This window comes from Ramlibacter agri, assembly GCF_012927085.1.
Taxonomy (GTDB): Bacteria; Pseudomonadota; Gammaproteobacteria; order Burkholderiales; family Burkholderiaceae_C; genus Ramlibacter; species Ramlibacter agri.
Genome location: NZ_JABBFX010000001.1, coordinates 1,507,843 through 1,522,956 on the forward strand (window position 1 = coordinate 1,507,843; position 15,114 = coordinate 1,522,956).

Consider the following 15,114-nt stretch of genomic DNA (forward strand, 5'->3'; position numbering starts at 1 on the left):
TCGGATAGCGCTATCCAATCCGCTGCCGCACCGCTCGTGGTCATGGGCGTGGCCGGCAGCGGCAAGTCCACCATCGCGCGGGCCGTCGCCGCCGGCACCGGCCGCGTGCTGGTCGAAGGCGACGATTTCCATCCGCCCGAGAACATCCGCAAGATGGGCGCCGGCCTGGCGCTCACCGACGACGACCGCCGCGAATGGCTGGCGCGCATCGCGCAGCAGCTCGCCGCGCACGACGCCGGCGTGGTGGTCTCGTGTTCGGCGCTCAAGCTCGCCTACCGCGATCGCCTGCGCGCCGCCGCGCCAGGCCTGCGCTTCGCCTTCCTCGCGATCACGCCGCAGCAGGCGCGCGAGCGCGTGCTCGCCCGCGCCGGCAGCCACTTCTTCCCGCCCAGCGTGGTGGACAGCCAGTTCGCCACGCTCGAAGACCCGAGCACCGAACCCGGCGTGCTGCGCGTCGATGGCGGGCTGCCCGCCGCCGAAGTGACGGCGCGCATCCTGGACTGGATGGGCGCCGCTGCTCCCAACAACGAAACCAAGCAAGCATGAACCGCAACAAGCTGGTGCGCCTGGCCGAGCGCAGCGTCGAGGCGCTGATGGCGCTGGACCTCGCGCTGATCGTCCTCCTGGTCTTCTCCAACGTCGTCGCCCGCTATGGCTTCGGCTCCGGCTTTGCCGGCGCGGAGGAGGTGTCGCGGCTGCTGTTCGTGTGGCTGGTGTTCCTGGGCGCGATCCTCGCCCTGCGCCGCCGCGCCCACCTCGGCGTCGAACTGCTGCAGGCGCGCCTGCCGCGCGCCTGGCGCCGCGGCTGCGCGGTGCTCACGCACGTGCTGATGCTGTACGCGCTGTGGCTGTTCCTCGCGGGCAGCTGGACGCAGACGCAGATCGGCCTCACCACCTATTCGACCGTGCTGCGCTATCCGAACGCCTTCATGGCTGCCTCGGGCCTGGTGTGCGCCGCCTCGATGCTGCTGATCGTCGGGGCCAACCTGCTGCGCATCGTGCTCGATCGCCCGGACGCCATGGTGCCCGGCGATCCGGACCCGCTGCTGCAGCCCGCCGTGGGAGTCGCCGAATGACCAGCATCTTCATCTTCCTCGGCACGCTGGTCGGCCTGATGGCGCTGGGCATGCCCGTGGCCTTCGCGCTGATGCTCACCGGCGTCGCGCTGATGGTGCAGCTGAACTTCTTCGACGCCCAGTTGGTGGCGCAGAACATGATCGCCGGCGCCGATATCTACCCGCTGATGGCCGTGCCCTGCTTCATCCTCGCCGGCGAGCTGATGAACGCGGGCGGCATCTCGCGCCGCGTGATCGCGCTGGCCGCGGCGCTGGTCGGCCACATCCGCGGCGGCCTCGGCTTCGTCGCCATCGGCGCGACCTTGCTGCTCGGATGCTTCTCCGGCTCGGCGATCGCCGACACGGCCGCCGTGGCGACCATCCTGATCCCGATGATGCGCGACAACGGCTACCCCGTGCCGCGCTCGGCGGGCCTCATCGCCGCCGGCGGCGTGATCGCGCCGATCGTGCCGCCGTCGATGCCTTTCATCATCTTCGGCGTCGCCACCAACACCTCGATCACCGGCCTGTTCGTGGCCGGCATCGTGCCGGCGCTGCTGCGCGCCGGCGGCCTGGTGGCCGTGTGGTCCTTGCTGTCCCGGAAGATGGAGACCGCGGTGCAGCCGCGCCGCAGCTGGGGCGAGCGGGGCCGCGCGCTGGTCGATTCGCTGTGGGCGCTGGTGCTGCCGGTGCTGATCGTCGGCGGCTTGCGTGGCGGCGTGTTCACGCCGACCGAGGCTTCCGCCGTCGCCGCGGTTTATGCGCTGGTCGTCAGCCTGTTCGTGTACCGCGAAGTAAGCCTGAAGCAGCTGCCCGAGCTGCTGGTGAAAGCGGCGCGCACCACTGCCACCGTGATGTTCCTGTGCGCGGCGGCCTTCGTCTCCTCGTACATGGTCACGCTGGCCGACCTGCCGGCGCAGGTGACCGACGCGCTGGCGCCGGTGATGGGCCATCCGAAGCTGCTGATGGCGGCCGTGATGCTGCTGCTGCTGGCCATCGGCAGCGTGATGGACCTGACGCCCACCATCCTGGTGCTCGGTCCCGTGCTGATGCCGCTGGTCATGAAGGCCGGCATCGATCCCACCTACTTCGGCGTGATGTTCATCCTGGTCGGCACGCTCGGCCTGATCCATCCGCCGGTGTGCACGGTGCTCAACGTGGTGTGCGGCATCGCCCGCATCTCGCTGGAGAGCGCCACCCGCGGCGTCTGGCCCTTCCTGCTGGTGGAGGCCGTCCTGGTCTTCCTGTTCGTCGCCTACCCGGAGTTCATCACCGTCCCGATGACCTGGTTCCACTAACCCATGGAGCAAACCTTGAAGAAACCATTCCAACGACTGCTGCTCGCCATCGCCATCGGCGCCGCCTCGCTGGCGGCCCAGGCCGCCGATTTCAAGCCGCACATCGTCCGCTTCGGCTACGGCCTGGCGGAAGACAGCAACCAGGGCCGCGCCGCGAAGTTCCTGGCCGAGGACCTGGCCAAGCGCACCGACGGCAAGTTCCGCATGAAGGGCTTCGCCAGCGCCGCGCTGGGCAGCGACCTGCAGATGCAGAACGCGCTGATCGGTGGCGCCCAGGAAATGACGGTGGTGTCCACCGCCACGCTGGTGGGCATCGTCGACGACTTCGGCGTGTTCGACCTGCCCTTCCTGTTCGCCAACGAGAAGGAAGCCGACGCCGTCCTCGACGGCCCGGTCGGCCAGAAGCTGATGGCCAAGCTGGAAGCCAAGGGCCTGGTGGGCCTGGCCTACTGGGAGAACGGCTTCCGCAACCTCACGAACTCCAAGCACGCCATCGCGAAGATGGACGACCTGAAGGGCGTGAAGCTGCGCGTGATGCAGAACCCGATGTACATCGACATGTTCAACTCGATGGGCGCCAACGCCGTGCCGCTGTCCTTCTCGGAGCTGTTCACCGCGCTCGAGTCGAAGACGGTGGACGGCCAGGAGAACCCGGTCAACACCATCGAGTCGAGCAAGTTCTACGAGGTGCAGAAGTACCTGTCGATCACCCGCCACGTATACAGCCCGTGGATCGTCCTGGCCAGCAAGAAGTGGTGGGACGGCCTGGGCGCCGACGAGAAGAAGGCCGTGATGGCGTCCGCCGTCGCTTCGCGTGACTTCGAGCGCAAGGACAGCCGCGCCGAGGGCGCCCGCGCCCTGGAAGACCTGAAGAAGAAGGGCATGCAGGTGACGGTGCTGAACGAAGCCGAACTGGACAAGATGCGCCAGACGGCCCGCCCGGCCACCACCAAGTTCGCCGCCTCCGGCCACGCCGAGCTCGTGAAGGAGCTCGACGCGGAAGTGGCGAAGCTGCGGAAGTAAGCTAGGCGGCGCCGGCCATCCGCACGCACAGGTCGAAGGCCGCTTGCAGGCCATCGACCCGCGCGATGCCGCGGCCGGCGATGTCGAAGGCGCTGCCGCTGGCCGACGTCGCCACCGGCACCGGCAGCCCGCCCTGCAGCGTCACGCCGCTCTCGAAGCCCATCAGCTTCATCGCGATCTGGCCCTGGTCGTGGTACATCGAGACCACCGCATCGAAGTCGCCGCGGCGCGCCGCGATGAACACGATGTCGGGCGACCAGGGGCCGCTCACCTCCAGCCCTTCGCGCTTCAGCGCTTCCACCGTCGGCGCGATCACTTCGATTTCTTCGCGGCCGATCGAGCCGCCATCGCCCGCATGCGGGTTGAGGCCCGAGATGGCGATGCGCGGCCGCGCGATGCCGGCGCGCTTCAGCGCCGTGTCGATGATGCGCACGCCATCGCTCACCGATTGCGGCGTGACCAGGTCCGCCACCTCGCGCAGCGGCACGTGCGAGGTCACGCGCGAAGTCCACAGCGCGCCGGTGATGTTGAACTCGCAGACGAAGCCGCGGCCGCTGAAGCAGGCCTGCAGGAAGCGCAGTTCGTCTTCCTCCGCCATGCCCGCCAGCCGCAGCGAGTGCTTGTTCAGCGGCGCGTAGACGATGCCGTCGACCACGCCGCGTTGCGCCGCTTCGGCCGCCCAGGCGAGCCCTTGCAAGGCCACCGCTCCGGCCGGCACGCTGCATGCGCCCAGCGGCGCCGGGCCGCCGGCCGGCTCCGGCTGCACCCAATGGGCGATGCGGCCGGGCGCAAAGCGCAGCGTGTCCAGCGACTGGGCCGGCAGCGTCTCCAGCGGCGTGGCGGCGAAGCGTTCGCCGCCGGCCAGCACCGAGGCCGGGGCGATGAGCAGCAGGTCGGCCGCCTGCTGGTTCTGCTGCCGCGCCAGCAGCTTCACCGCCATCTCCGGCCCGACGCCGGCGGGGTCGCCGGCCAGCACGGCCAGCCGCGGCTTGCGGGACCCGGCGCTCACGAGCCGTCCGCCTTGATGTTGGCGTCCTTCACCAGCTTGCGGAAGCGCTCGAATTCCTGCCGGTTCATCTCCGCGAACTGGTCGGCGCTGACCGCGCCGACTTCGCCACCCAGGCCCTTGATGCGGGCCTGCACGTCGGGCAGCTTCAGCACGCGTTGCAGCTCGCCGACCAGCGCGTCGACGGCGGGCTTGGGCGTGCCGGCGGTCACGTAGAGGCCGTACCAGGTCTGCACGTCCGAGCCCTTGTAGCCGGCTTCGGCCATCGTCGGCACGTCGGGCAGTTCGGCCGCACGCTGGTCCGACATCACCGCCAGCGCGCGCAGCTTGCCGTTGCGGATCTGGCCCATGGCCGACGAGGTGGAATCGAACATCATGGTCACCGCGCCGCCGATGATGTCGATGTGCGCCTGCGAGCTGCCTTTGTAAGGCACATGGATCGCCTTGGTGCCGGTGGCCAGCGTGAAGGCTTCGCCAGCGATGTGCTGCGTGCTGCCGACGCCGGAGGAGCCGTACTTCAGCATGCCGGGCTGCTCCGTCATCGCGGTGACGATGTCCTTCACGGACCTGTACGGCGAGGCGGCCGAGACCACCAGCACGTTGGGCATGACGGCCACCAGGCCCACCGGCTGCAGGTCCTTCAGCGGGTCGAACTTCAGTTTCAGCAGGTGTGGCGCGATCGCCTGGCCGGTGTTGGTGGCCAGCAGCAGCGTGGAGCCGTCGGCGGCTGCATGCGCCGTCAGGTCGGCGGCGATGGTGTTGGACGCGCCCGGGCGGTTCTCCACCACCACGGTCTGCTTGAAGTCCGGCGCGAACTTGTCGGCCAGCATGCGGGCCAGGATGTCGGTGCCGCCGCCGGGCGAGGCGCCGACCATGATGCGCAGCGGCTTGTCGGGCCAGGTCTGCGCGGTGGCCGGCAGGGCGGCGAACAGCAGGGCGGACGCGGCCAGGCCCAGGGCGTGGCGGCGGGCGGGACGGAACAGCATGTCTTGTCTCCTGTTGCGGCGCGGGTGGGCCCGCGCTCGCCGCCAGGGTAAGGGTCGTTGCCATTCCACTCCAATGAATTTGCCTGAAGAATCCATGCACGGATGTATATGGCTCGCGCCCTTTTCTCTTGGCCAAGACGCTTTCCGACGCCGCGCTTTTGATGCGCCTGCGCACCCGCCAGCTGCTGCTGCTGGAGGGGTTGGGCCGCGAACGCAACCTGGGCCGCGCCGCGTCCGCGCTGGGCATGAGCCAGCCGGCCGCCACCAAGCTGCTGCAGCAGGCGGAAGAAGCCGTCGGCGTGCCGCTGTTCACGCGCCTGGCCCGCGGCATGGAGCCCACGCCCAGCGGCGAGGTGCTGATCCGCTATGCGCGCCAGGCGCTGGTGGACTTCGGCTTCGCGCGCGACCAGATGGCGGCGCTGCGCTCCGGCCTGCGCGGCCGGCTGCGCCTGGGCAGCGTTCCCGGCGCGCTGCCGCAGCTGCTGGCGCCGGCGCTGGCAGTGTGGAAACGCAAGCATCCCAAGGTGGCGGTGTCGGTGCTGGTGGAGACCAGCGACGTGATGCTGGCGCACCTGCAGCGCGGCGACGTCGACGTGGTGCTGGGCCGGCTGGCCGAGGGCCACGACGAGGAGGAACTGGAACTGCGCGCGCTGCTGGCAGAGCCGCAAGTGGCAGTGGTGCGCAACGGCCATCCGCTGCTGGAGCTGCGCCAGCCGGCGCTGGAAGACCTGGCGCGCTGGCCCTGGATCCTGCAGCCGCATGGCTCGCCGCAGCGCAGCCGCTTCGAGGCGGCGCTGCGCGAAGCGGGCGTGCACGCGCGCCTGGACATCACCGAAACCGCGTCGACGGTCGCCACTACCGCCTTGCTGGAGGCGAGCGACATGGCGGCCATCATGCCGGCCTCGCTGGCCGCGCACTACGCGCGGCTCGGGTTGCTGCAAGTGGTGCCGCTGGAGCTGCCGCTGAAGGTGCCGCCGGTGCACCTCATCACGCGCCGGCACCGCGAGCTGTCGCCGGCTGCGGCTTCGTTCGTCGAGGAATTGCGCGTAGCTGGCTGACTACGCGACGGCCTTGGGCCGCGCTTCCAGTCCCGCCAGTTCCACCAGCCCGTGCAGCACGGCGTCCGCCGCCGCGATCAGGTGCGGATGGCGGTCCTGGCCGACAAAGGTGCACTCGTGCACGATCAGGTCCCGGTAGCAGGTGGCGGCCTCGAACAGTTTCCAGGTGTCGGCGTCGAAATGCTGTTGCGGCGGCTTGGCGCCGCGCAGGCGCAGCACTTCCTCCACCAGTTCCACCGGCCCGGTGTGCCGGAACTGCCGGTGGCGCATCTCCGCCGTGCTGGCCGGCCGGCCGGGGGCGTGCACGACCAGCGAGCGCGCCAGCGCTTCCACCGCCGACACCACCGTGACCAGGCGCGTGGATCCCATCTCACCGTGCGCGCTGGCCAGCCGCTGCCGGATCACGCGCAGGCGCGCGGCCGGGGTGGCGACGGCATAGGCACGCTGCAGTTCTTCGGGGTGCCCCAGGAGCTCGTTCATGCCCGCAGTGTAGGAAGCGCGCGTGACGGAAGCTGCGGATTCCGCACGTTTCGCGCCGCTGATACATGTGCGTGTCGCGGCGAGGTGACAGCTAGGGCGAAATCTCCTCCGTCGGCTTCATGTGCGCCGTCTTCGCTTCGTGCAGCAGCTCCGGCTCGCCGGTCTCTTCCCAGTCCTGGTTGTTCAGGCGGGCGTGCAACTGCGCCATGTCCAGGTCGCCGGTCCAGCGCGCCACCACCAGCGTGGCGACGGCGTTGCCCACCAGGTTGGTGAGCGCCCGCGCTTCCGACATGAAGCGGTCGATGCCGAGGATCAGCGCCAGGCCGGCGACCGGCACGTGGCCCACCGCCGACAGCGTGGCCGCCAGCACGATGAAGCCGCTGCCGGTGACGCCGGCCGCGCCCTTCGAGGTGATGACCAGCACGCCCAGCAAGGTCAGCTCCTGCAGCAGCGTCATCGGCGTGTTGGTGGCCTGGGCGATGAACACCGCCGCCATCGTCAGGTAGATGTTGGTGCCATCCAGGTTGAAGGAGTAGCCGGTGGGGATGACCAGGCCCACGGTGGTCTTGCGGGCGCCCAGGTTCTCCAGCTTTTCCATCATCCGCGGCAGCACCGACTCGGACGAGGAGGTGCCCAGCACGATCAGCAGCTCCTCCTTGATGTACTTCACCAGCTTCCACACCGAGAAGCCATGCATGCGACCGATGAGGCCCAGCACGACGAAGATGAAGATCAGGCAGGTGAGGTAGAAAGTCCCCATCAGCTTGCCCAGCTGGAACAGCGAGCCGATGCCGTACTTGCCGATGGTGAAGGCCATCGCGCCGAAGGCGCCGATCGGCGCCACCCGCATGATGAAGCCGACCATCGTGAAGAGAACGTGCGAGGCCTTCTCGATCCAGTCGAACACCAGCGTGCCGCGGCCGCCGAAGCGGTGCAGCGCGAAACCGAACAGGATGGCAATGAGCAGCACCTGCAGGATCTCGCCCTTCGCGAACGCGCCCACGAGCGTCTCGGGGATGATGTTCATGAAGAACTCGGTGGTCGTGCCGAGCTTGTGCGGGTCCGTGTAGGCGGCGATGCCCTTGGTGTCCAGCGAGGCGGGGTCGACGTTCATGCCGTGGCCCGGGCCGATGGTGTTGACCAGCACCAGCCCGACCAGCAGGGCGATGCTGCTGACGACCTCGAAGTAGAGCAGGGCCAGGCCGCCGGTCTTGCCCACCTTCTTCATGTCCTCCATGCCGGCGATGCCGGTCACGACGGTACAGAAGATGATGGGCGCGATCATCATCTTGATGAGCTTGATGAAGCCATCGCCCAGCGGCTTCATCGCTTCGCCGGTCGCCGGGAAGAAATGGCCGATCAGCACGCCGATGACCACGGCGCACAAGACCTGGACGTAGAGGGAACGGTAGAGCCGACGGTGCCGGGTGACGGCAGGTGTTCTTGGGTTCATCGGGCGACCTCCGCAGTCGCCCCATTCTGGCACTGCTGACCGTCAAATGGGGCGCGCGCTGCGTCCGCGGCCCAGCCCCAGGCCACGCTCGCCGAGGCGGTGGCGCGTGAGCAGGTGGGCGCCGGCCAGCACGGCGCCGCCGGCCGCCAGCAAGGTGCCGGCGCTCAGCGAGCGCGCGAAGCTGGCGGCCAGCTCGGGCGTGCGCGGCGCGGCCAGTTCCAGCCGGCGCTTGTTGAAGCGCGCGCCCAGTTCGGCCAGCTGCTCGGGGATCAGGCGCTCGGCCGCCGGCAGCAGCAGTGTCTCCTCGTCGGCCACGTGGTGCATCACGTGGCGCATCAGCTCGAAGAAGGTGTCGTCGTAGACCGGGTCGCTGACCGTCATGGCGCGCAGGCGGGCGATCAGGCCGCGCATTTCGTCGTGCTCGGGCGTGCTCTTGCGCAGCATCTCGGTGTCGGCCACCACGCGCAGGGCGGGATAGAAGACCTCTTCTTCCAGTTGCGTGTGCAGCTCGATGGCCAGGCACACGCTGTCCGCCAGCCCGCGCTTCAGGCGGTCCGACGAGCCGATCTCGTACTGGTGGAAGGCGCTGAGGACATGCGTGTGGTCCAGCCGGATCAGGTTGGTGACGCTGGGGGAGAGTTGCGCGAGCAGGGGCGACATGGTGTGCGGGCGGGTGGATCCGGTTGTCGCCATTGAGCCGTGCCTCGGCGCGGCGGCCTGTCGGACGGCAACCCGAGCTGCATGCGCCGTACGCCATGTGCCGTATATGCCGTCCCGGCCCCCCTCCCTAGGATGAACCTCATCCACTCACAGGAGAAGAGCAATGCAGCGTCGATTCACCCTCCAGGCCCTCGTGGCCGCCACCGCGCTGGCCGCCGCCGGCATGCCGGCCTTCGCGGCGGATGACACCATCAAGGTCGGCATCCTCCACAGCCTGTCCGGCACCATGGCCATCTCGGAAACCGTGTTGAAGGACACGGCCCTGATGGCCATCGACGAGATCAACGCCAAGGGTGGCGTCCTGGGCAAGAAGCTGGAACCGGTGGTCGTCGACCCCGCCTCCAACTGGCCGCTGTTCGCCGAGAAGACCAAGCAGCTGCTGACCCAGGACAAGGTGGCCGTCATCTTCGGCTGCTGGACCTCGGTGTCGCGCAAGTCGGTGCTGCCGGTGGTGGAGGAACTGAACGGCCTGCTGTTCTACCCGGTGCAGTACGAGGGTGAAGAGCTGTCGAAGAACGTGTTCTACACCGGCGCCGCGCCCAACCAGCAGGCCATCCCCGCCGTCGAATACCTGATGTCCAAGGAAGGCGGCGGTGCCAAGCGCTTCGTGCTCCTGGGCACCGACTACGTGTACCCGCGCACCACCAACAAGATCCTGCGCGCCTTCCTGAAGTCCAAGGGCATCCCCGAGTCGGACATCATGGAGGAGTACACGCCCTTCGGCCACAGCGACTACCAGACGATCATCGGCAAGATCAAGAAGTTCTCCAGCGAAGGCAAGAAGACCGCGGTGATCTCCACGATCAACGGCGACTCCAACGTGCCCTTCTACAAGGAGCTGGGCAACGCCGGCCTGAAGGCCAAGGACGTGCCGGTGGTGGCCTTCTCGGTGGGCGAGGAAGAACTGCGCGGCGTCGACACCAAGCCGCTGGTGGGCCACCTGGCCGCCTGGAACTACTTCATGTCGGTGAAGAACCCGACCAACGCGGACTTCATCGCCAAGTGGTCGGCCTACGCCAAGGCCAAGAACATCCCCGGCCACAAGGACAAGCCGCTGACCAACGACCCGATGGAAGCCACCTACATCGGCGTGCACATGTGGGCGCAGGCGGTGGAAAAGGCCAAGTCCACCGACACCGACAAGGTGATCGCGGCGATGGCCGGCCAGACCTTCAAGGCGCCCTCGGGCTTCACGGCCACCATGGACCCGAAGAACCACCACCTGCACAAGCCGGTGTTCATCGGCGAAGTGAAGTCCGACGGCCAGTTCAACATCGTCTGGAAGACGCCGGGCCCGGTGAAGGCCAAGCCGTGGTCGCCGTACATCGAAGGCAACGACAAGAAGAAGGACGAGCCGGACGGCAAGTCGAAGGTGTAAAGGCCCACCCCGAAGCGGCCCGCGGCCGCCTCCCCTTCCAGGGGGCGGCGCGGCCGCTTGGGGCGGCCCGGCGCGGCGCGCCCCCGCGCGCACCTCGCGTATCGAAAGAATTCATGCTTCGGCAACTCATCTTCCTGTTGGCGCTTTCCTGGTCAACTGCCCACGCCCTCACCGCCGACGAAGCGAAGGCCATCGCCATCGGCGAGTCCGACGCCCGCATCGAGGCGCTGGGCAAGGCGGTGGAGCACGCCGACGACAAGACGGCGGCATTCATCCAGGCCCTGTCCGATGAAGCGGTCAAGGCCACGCCGGCCGGCCAGGTCTTCATCGTCCGTGACGGCCAGGGCAGCGATCCCGTCAGCGGCGCTGCCGCCGCAGTGCCCGCCGACGCCGACGACGTCGTCATCAACAACCGCATGCGCGGCGAGCTCGATACGGCGCTCGCGGCGTTGAAGCTCTTTTCGAAAGACGCGAAGCTGCGCGCGGCGGCCGTCGCCGAACTGCAGAAAGAGCCCGACGAGTCGCGGCTGCCGCTGATCGAGAAGGCCTACGCCGCCGAAACCGACGCGGCCATCAAGGAAAGGCTGGGCCTGGTGCGCGCCGCCGCGCTCCTGGGCAGCAGCGACAAGGGCAAGCGCCTGCAAGCGGCGCAAGCGCTCGCGGCCAGCAAGAGCCCGGCCACGCGCAGCCTGCTGCTGCAAAGAATCGGCGAAGAGACCGACGCGGAAGTGAAGGCCGCACTGCAGCTGTCGCTGCGCGGCGTGGAGGCTTCGCTTGCCTGGAGCGAGCGCGCCGCCGCCGTCTTCTCCGGCATCAGCCTGGGCTCCATCCTGCTGCTGGTCGCCCTGGGCCTCGCCATCACCTACGGCCTGATGGGCGTGATCAACATGGCGCACGGCGAGCTGATGATGATCGGCGCTTACGCCACCTACGTCGTGCAGGGCGTGTTCCGCAAGTACCTGCCGGGCGCCTTCGACTGGTACCTGGTGGCGGCGGTGCCGGTGGCCTTCATGGCATCCGCTTTGATGGGTGCGATCCTGGAGCGCGGCGTCATCCGCTTCCTTTATGGCCGGCCGCTGGAAACGCTGCTGGCCACCTGGGGCATCAGCCTGATGCTGATGCAGCTGGTGCGCTCGACCTTCGGCGCGCAGAACGTCGGCGTCGAGAACCCCAGCTGGATGAGCGGCGGCCTGGTGCTGGGCAACCTGCAGCTGCCCTGGAACCGCATCGTCATCATCCTCTTCGCCTTCGCGGTGCTGGCCGGCATGTCCTTGCTGATCGCGCGAACACGGCTCGGGCTGTTCGTGCGCGGCGTCACGCAGAACCGGCCGATCGCGTCCTGCATGGGCGTGAACACGGCGCGCGTGGACACCTATGCCTTCGCGCTCGGTTCCGGCATCGCCGGCCTCGCGGGCTGCGCCTTGAGCCAGGTCGGCAACGTCGGGCCCGACCTGGGGCAGGCCTACATCGTCGACTCCTTCATGGTGGTGGTGCTCGGTGGCGTGGGGCAACTGGCCGGCACCGTGTATGCGGCGCTGGGCCTGGGCATCCTGAACAAGTTCATCGAAGGCTGGGCCGGCGCCGTGCTGGCCAAGATCGCGGTGCTGGTCTTCATCGTGGTCTTCATCCAGAAGCGGCCGCAAGGGCTGTTCGCGGTGAAGGGGAGGAGTGCGGAGGCATGAGTGCAGTTCTGGATGATGTGGTGATTGCGCCGGTGGCGCGTGCGTCTTCGATCGACGCGCGAAAGCCAGCCAAGCATCCCTTGTTGACAAAAACCGGCTGGACCGCCTTCCTCCTCGCCCTGGTCGCCGTCTGTGCGCTCGCGCCGGTGCTGAACCTCGTGGTGCCGGCGTCCAGCGCCTTCCACATGAGCGACTACGCCGTCGCCCTGGTCGGCAAGATCATGTGCTACGCCATCTGCGCGCTGGCCATGGACCTGATCTGGGGCTACACCGGCATCCTGTCGCTGGGGCACGGCCTGTTCTTCGCGCTGGGCGGCTACGCGATGGGCATGTACCTGATGCGGCAGATCGGCCGCGACGGCAACTACCACAGCGACCTGCCGGACTTCATGGTGTTCCTGGACTGGAAGACCTTGCCCTGGCACTGGTCCCTGTCCGGCAGCTTCCTCGCCACCTGCCTCCTGATCGTGGCCGTGCCGGCCGTGGTCGCCTTCGTGTTCGGCTACTTCGCCTTCCGCTCGCGCATCAAGGGCGTGTACTTCTCGATCATCACGCAGGCGCTCACCTTCGCGGCGATGCTGCTGTTCTTCCGCAACGAGACCGGCTTCGGCGGCAACAACGGCTTCACCGACTTCAAGCGGATCGCGGGCATCGCCATCGCCACGCCGCAGATGCGCATGTTCCTGTTCGTGCTGACCGGCTGCACCTTGCTGGGCTTCTTCCTGCTGGCGCGCTTCCTGGTGGCCAGCAAGTTCGGGCGGGTGCTGCAGGCGATCCGCGACGCCGAGTCGCGCGTCATGTTCTCCGGTTACAACCCCATCGGCTTCAAGCTGGCGATCTGGACGCTGTCGGCCGTGATGTGCGGCGTGGCCGGCGCGCTGTACGTGCCGCAGGTGGGCATCATCAACCCGGGCGAGATGAGCCCGGCGAACTCGATCGAGATCGCCATCTGGGCGGCGGTCGGCGGCCGCGCGACCTTGGTGGGGCCGATCGTCGGCGCCTTCATCGTCAACGGCGCCAAGAGCTGGCTGACCGTGACCGCACCGGAGTTCTGGCTGTACTTCCTGGGCGCGCTGTTCATCGCCGTCACGCTGTTCCTGCCGGATGGCGTCGTCGGCCTGGCGAAGAAACTGGGAAGGAAGCGCGTATGACGCCGGACCTGATGGACGAAGGCGCCGAGCGCGTCTCCGCATACCGGCAGCACGCCCCGAAGGGCCGCACCGAGTCCGGGGGCCGCAAGGCGGGTTTCGCGCGGCCGGTGGTGCCGGGCGAGGTGGACACCACGCACGGCCGCATCCTGTACCTGGAAGACGTCTGCGTCAGCTTCGACGGCTTCCGCGCCATCAACAAGCTGTCGCTGGACATCGCGCCGGGCGAGCTGCGCTGCATCATCGGCCCCAACGGCGCCGGCAAGACGACGATGATGGACATCATCACCGGCAAGACGCGGCCCGACACCGGCAGCGTCTTCTTCGGCAGCACCATCGACCTGCTGCGCTACAAGGAGGCGGAGATCGCGCAGCTGGGCATCGGCCGCAAGTTCCAGAAGCCCACGGTGTTCGAGCAGCTGACCGTCTACGAGAACCTGGAGCTGGCGCTGAAGACGGACAAGGGCGTGCACGCGTCGATCTTCTTCCAGCCGGACTCGGAGCAAAGCGACCGCCTCGCCGAAGTGCTGCGCACGATCCACCTCGCCGAGAGCGTCAACCGCCTGGCCGGCACGCTGAGCCACGGGCAGAAGCAGTGGCTGGAGATCGGCATGCTGCTGATGCAGGACCCCAAGCTGCTGCTGCTGGACGAGCCGGTGGCGGGCATGACCGACGAAGAGACGGCCCGCACCGCCGAACTGTTCCTGTCGCTCAAGGGCCAGCACTCGCTGATGGTGGTGGAGCACGACATGAGCTTCATCAAGACCATCTCCGAGAAGGTGACCGTGCTGCACGAAGGCTCGGTGCTGGCCGAAGGCACGCTGGAGCAGGTGCAGTCGGACGAGCGCGTGATCGAGGTGTACCTGGGACGCTGAGATGCTTCAGATCAACAACATCAACCAGTACTACGGCGGCTCGCACATCCTGCGCGACGTCAGCCTGCAGGCGCAGGTGGGGCAGGTCACCGTGATCCTGGGGCGCAACGGCGTGGGCAAGACCACGCTGCTGAAGTCGCTGATGGGCCTGGTGCCGGTGAAGACCGGGTCCGTCCAGTTCGACGGCCGCGACATCACGCGCGCCACGCCTTACGAGCGGGCCCGCGCCGGCATCGGCTTCGTGCCGCAGGGACGCAAGATCTTCGCCCGGCTCACGGTGGACGAGAACCTGCGCATGGGCCTGGCGACGAAGTCCGGCAGCACGCCGGTGCCGCCGGAGCTGTACGAACTGTTCCCGGTGCTGAAGCAGATGCTGCATCGCCGCGGCGGCGACCTGTCCGGCGGCCAGCAGCAACAGCTGGCCATTGCGCGCGCGCTCGCCGCCAAGCCCAAGCTGCTGGTGCTGGACGAGCCCACCGAAGGCATCCAGCCCAGCATCATCAAGGACATCGGCCGCGTGATCCGCATGCTGGCCGACCGCGGCGACATGGCGATTCTGCTGGTGGAGCAGTACTACGACTTCGCCCGCGAACTGGCCGACCGCTACCTCGTCATGGAGCGCGGCGAGGTGCTGAAGAGCGGCATCGGCAAGGACATGGAAAGCGACGGCGTGCGCGATATGGTCGCTATCTGATACCGGTAGGTACGTGCCTACTGAAGCACACGCCGCCGCCCGGCAGCGCTCCCGAGGACGGTTCCTTATCCTGGAACCAACAAGTTCTGAAGGAGTTCAACCATGCCGGTCATCCTCTGGCTTCTGGGCGTTCCGCTCGTCGTCGTGCTGTTGCTGATGTTCATGCACATCATCTGACGCCGCGGCCGCCGGTTTGAGGCAGCAAGGGGGCGGATGCTTCTCCCGTTTGGGGAAGGCATCCGCCCCCGTCTCGCTTCT

The 15,114-nt window shown here is 68.1% G+C and carries 15 protein-coding genes; 10 read left to right on the forward strand and 5 right to left on the reverse strand.

The features are described 5' to 3' along the window. The first annotated feature begins 42 nt into the window (after positions 1 to 42). Genes HHL11_RS07290 through HHL11_RS07305 form a run of 4 tightly spaced genes read left to right on the forward strand, consistent with a single transcriptional unit; the run spans position 43 to position 3,376 of the window. On the forward strand, positions 43 to 546 hold the full coding sequence (locus HHL11_RS07290; RefSeq protein WP_169417747.1) for a gluconokinase: 504 nt from the start codon (positions 43 to 45) through the stop codon (positions 544 to 546). After that, on the forward strand, positions 543 to 1,076 hold the full coding sequence (locus HHL11_RS07295) for a TRAP transporter small permease (RefSeq protein WP_169417748.1): 534 nt from the start codon (positions 543 to 545) through the stop codon (positions 1,074 to 1,076). The genes HHL11_RS07290 and HHL11_RS07295 overlap by 4 nt, the downstream gene beginning before the upstream one ends. Continuing rightward, positions 1,073 to 2,353, forward strand: coding sequence for a TRAP transporter large permease (locus tag HHL11_RS07300; RefSeq protein ID WP_169417749.1), 1,281 nt, complete (start codon positions 1,073 to 1,075; stop codon positions 2,351 to 2,353). Before HHL11_RS07295 ends, HHL11_RS07300 begins: the two co-directional genes overlap by 4 nt. Before the next feature lie 3 nt (positions 2,354 to 2,356). After that, positions 2,357 to 3,376, forward strand: a complete 1,020-nt coding sequence (locus HHL11_RS07305) for a TRAP transporter substrate-binding protein (RefSeq protein ID WP_169417750.1) — start codon at positions 2,357 to 2,359, stop codon at positions 3,374 to 3,376. A 1-nt stretch (position 3,377) separates the two neighbouring features. On the opposite strand, the gene HHL11_RS07310 is transcribed toward HHL11_RS07305, so the two are convergent. Both HHL11_RS07310 and HHL11_RS07315 read right to left on the reverse strand, forming a co-directional pair. Continuing rightward, positions 3,378 to 4,385 carry a 4-hydroxythreonine-4-phosphate dehydrogenase PdxA gene (locus HHL11_RS07310; RefSeq protein ID WP_342593188.1) on the reverse strand — a complete coding sequence of 336 codons (1,008 nt, stop codon included), beginning with the start codon at positions 4,383 to 4,385 and terminating at the stop codon, positions 3,378 to 3,380. After that, positions 4,382 to 5,368 (reverse strand): Bug family tripartite tricarboxylate transporter substrate binding protein, encoded by a 987-nt coding sequence (locus tag HHL11_RS07315; RefSeq protein ID WP_169417751.1) that lies wholly within the window; start codon positions 5,366 to 5,368, stop codon positions 4,382 to 4,384. The genes HHL11_RS07310 and HHL11_RS07315 overlap by 4 nt, the downstream gene beginning before the upstream one ends. Before the next feature lie 128 nt (positions 5,369 to 5,496). Here HHL11_RS07315 and HHL11_RS07320 point away from each other — a divergent pair, with 128 nt between their 5' ends. After that, positions 5,497 to 6,426, forward strand: a complete 930-nt coding sequence (locus tag HHL11_RS07320; RefSeq protein WP_240980024.1) for a LysR family transcriptional regulator — start codon at positions 5,497 to 5,499, stop codon at positions 6,424 to 6,426. Here HHL11_RS07320 and HHL11_RS07325 read toward each other — a convergent pair whose 3' ends face one another. The 3 genes from HHL11_RS07325 to HHL11_RS07335 form a co-directional block, all read right to left on the reverse strand. Next, a complete protein-coding gene (locus tag HHL11_RS07325; protein WP_169417752.1) occupies positions 6,427 to 6,906 on the reverse strand; it encodes a hypothetical protein in 480 nt (159 codons plus the stop codon). It lies immediately after the preceding gene. A 91-nt stretch (positions 6,907 to 6,997) separates the two neighbouring features. Beyond that, positions 6,998 to 8,359 (reverse strand): dicarboxylate/amino acid:cation symporter, encoded by a 1,362-nt coding sequence (locus HHL11_RS07330; RefSeq protein WP_169417753.1) that lies wholly within the window; start codon positions 8,357 to 8,359, stop codon positions 6,998 to 7,000. A gap of 42 nt (positions 8,360 to 8,401) precedes the next feature. Beyond that, positions 8,402 to 9,052 (reverse strand): hemerythrin domain-containing protein, encoded by a 651-nt coding sequence (locus tag HHL11_RS07335; protein WP_240980025.1) that lies wholly within the window; start codon positions 9,050 to 9,052, stop codon positions 8,402 to 8,404. A gap of 130 nt (positions 9,053 to 9,182) precedes the next feature. Here HHL11_RS07335 and urtA point away from each other — a divergent pair, with 130 nt between their 5' ends. The 5 genes from urtA (at position 9,183) to urtE (ending at position 14,856) form a co-directional block, all read left to right on the forward strand. Then, the gene (gene urtA / locus HHL11_RS07340; protein WP_169417754.1) at positions 9,183 to 10,457 is read left to right on the forward strand and encodes an urea ABC transporter substrate-binding protein; all 1,275 of its coding nucleotides are present in this window, start codon (positions 9,183 to 9,185) and stop codon (positions 10,455 to 10,457) included. A gap of 113 nt (positions 10,458 to 10,570) precedes the next feature. After that, the gene (gene urtB, locus HHL11_RS07345; RefSeq protein WP_169417755.1) at positions 10,571 to 12,139 is read left to right on the forward strand and encodes an urea ABC transporter permease subunit UrtB; all 1,569 of its coding nucleotides are present in this window, start codon (positions 10,571 to 10,573) and stop codon (positions 12,137 to 12,139) included. Continuing rightward, positions 12,136 to 13,290, forward strand: a complete 1,155-nt coding sequence (gene urtC / locus HHL11_RS07350; protein ID WP_169417756.1) for an urea ABC transporter permease subunit UrtC — start codon at positions 12,136 to 12,138, stop codon at positions 13,288 to 13,290. The genes urtB and urtC overlap by 4 nt, the downstream gene beginning before the upstream one ends. After that, complete coding sequence (gene urtD, locus HHL11_RS07355) at positions 13,287 to 14,162, forward strand: urea ABC transporter ATP-binding protein UrtD (protein ID WP_169417757.1); 876 nt, start codon at positions 13,287 to 13,289, stop codon at positions 14,160 to 14,162. Before urtC ends, urtD begins: the two co-directional genes overlap by 4 nt. Position 14,163: 1 nt before the next feature. After that, on the forward strand, positions 14,164 to 14,856 hold the full coding sequence (gene urtE, locus HHL11_RS07360) for an urea ABC transporter ATP-binding subunit UrtE (RefSeq protein WP_169417758.1): 693 nt from the start codon (positions 14,164 to 14,166) through the stop codon (positions 14,854 to 14,856). Positions 14,857 to 15,114 lie beyond the last annotated feature (258 nt).

Excerpts from the sequence above, each read along its gene's own strand:
- HHL11_RS07295 (WP_169417748.1), top strand. The coding sequence starts at position 543 with ATGAACCGCAACAAGCTGGTGCGCCTGGCCGAGCGCAGCGTCGAGGCG.
- urtD (WP_169417757.1), top strand. The coding sequence starts at position 13,287 with ATGACGCCGGACCTGATGGACGAAGGCGCCGAGCGCGTCTCCGCATAC.
- HHL11_RS07335 (WP_240980025.1), bottom strand. The coding sequence starts at position 9,052 with ATGGCGACAACCGGATCCACCCGCCCGCACACCATGTCGCCCCTGCTC.
- urtE (WP_169417758.1), top strand. The coding sequence starts at position 14,164 with ATGCTTCAGATCAACAACATCAACCAGTACTACGGCGGCTCGCACATC.
- urtB (WP_169417755.1), top strand. The coding sequence starts at position 10,571 with ATGCTTCGGCAACTCATCTTCCTGTTGGCGCTTTCCTGGTCAACTGCC.
- HHL11_RS07305 (WP_169417750.1), top strand. The coding sequence starts at position 2,357 with ATGGAGCAAACCTTGAAGAAACCATTCCAACGACTGCTGCTCGCCATC.
- HHL11_RS07300 (WP_169417749.1), top strand. The coding sequence starts at position 1,073 with ATGACCAGCATCTTCATCTTCCTCGGCACGCTGGTCGGCCTGATGGCG.
- urtC (WP_169417756.1), top strand. The coding sequence starts at position 12,136 with ATGAGTGCAGTTCTGGATGATGTGGTGATTGCGCCGGTGGCGCGTGCG.
- HHL11_RS07325 (WP_169417752.1), bottom strand. The coding sequence starts at position 6,906 with ATGAACGAGCTCCTGGGGCACCCCGAAGAACTGCAGCGTGCCTATGCC.
- HHL11_RS07330 (WP_169417753.1), bottom strand. The coding sequence starts at position 8,359 with ATGAACCCAAGAACACCTGCCGTCACCCGGCACCGTCGGCTCTACCGT.
- urtA (WP_169417754.1), top strand. The coding sequence starts at position 9,183 with ATGCAGCGTCGATTCACCCTCCAGGCCCTCGTGGCCGCCACCGCGCTG.
- HHL11_RS07290 (WP_169417747.1), top strand. The coding sequence starts at position 43 with ATGGGCGTGGCCGGCAGCGGCAAGTCCACCATCGCGCGGGCCGTCGCC.
- HHL11_RS07315 (WP_169417751.1), bottom strand. The coding sequence starts at position 5,368 with ATGCTGTTCCGTCCCGCCCGCCGCCACGCCCTGGGCCTGGCCGCGTCC.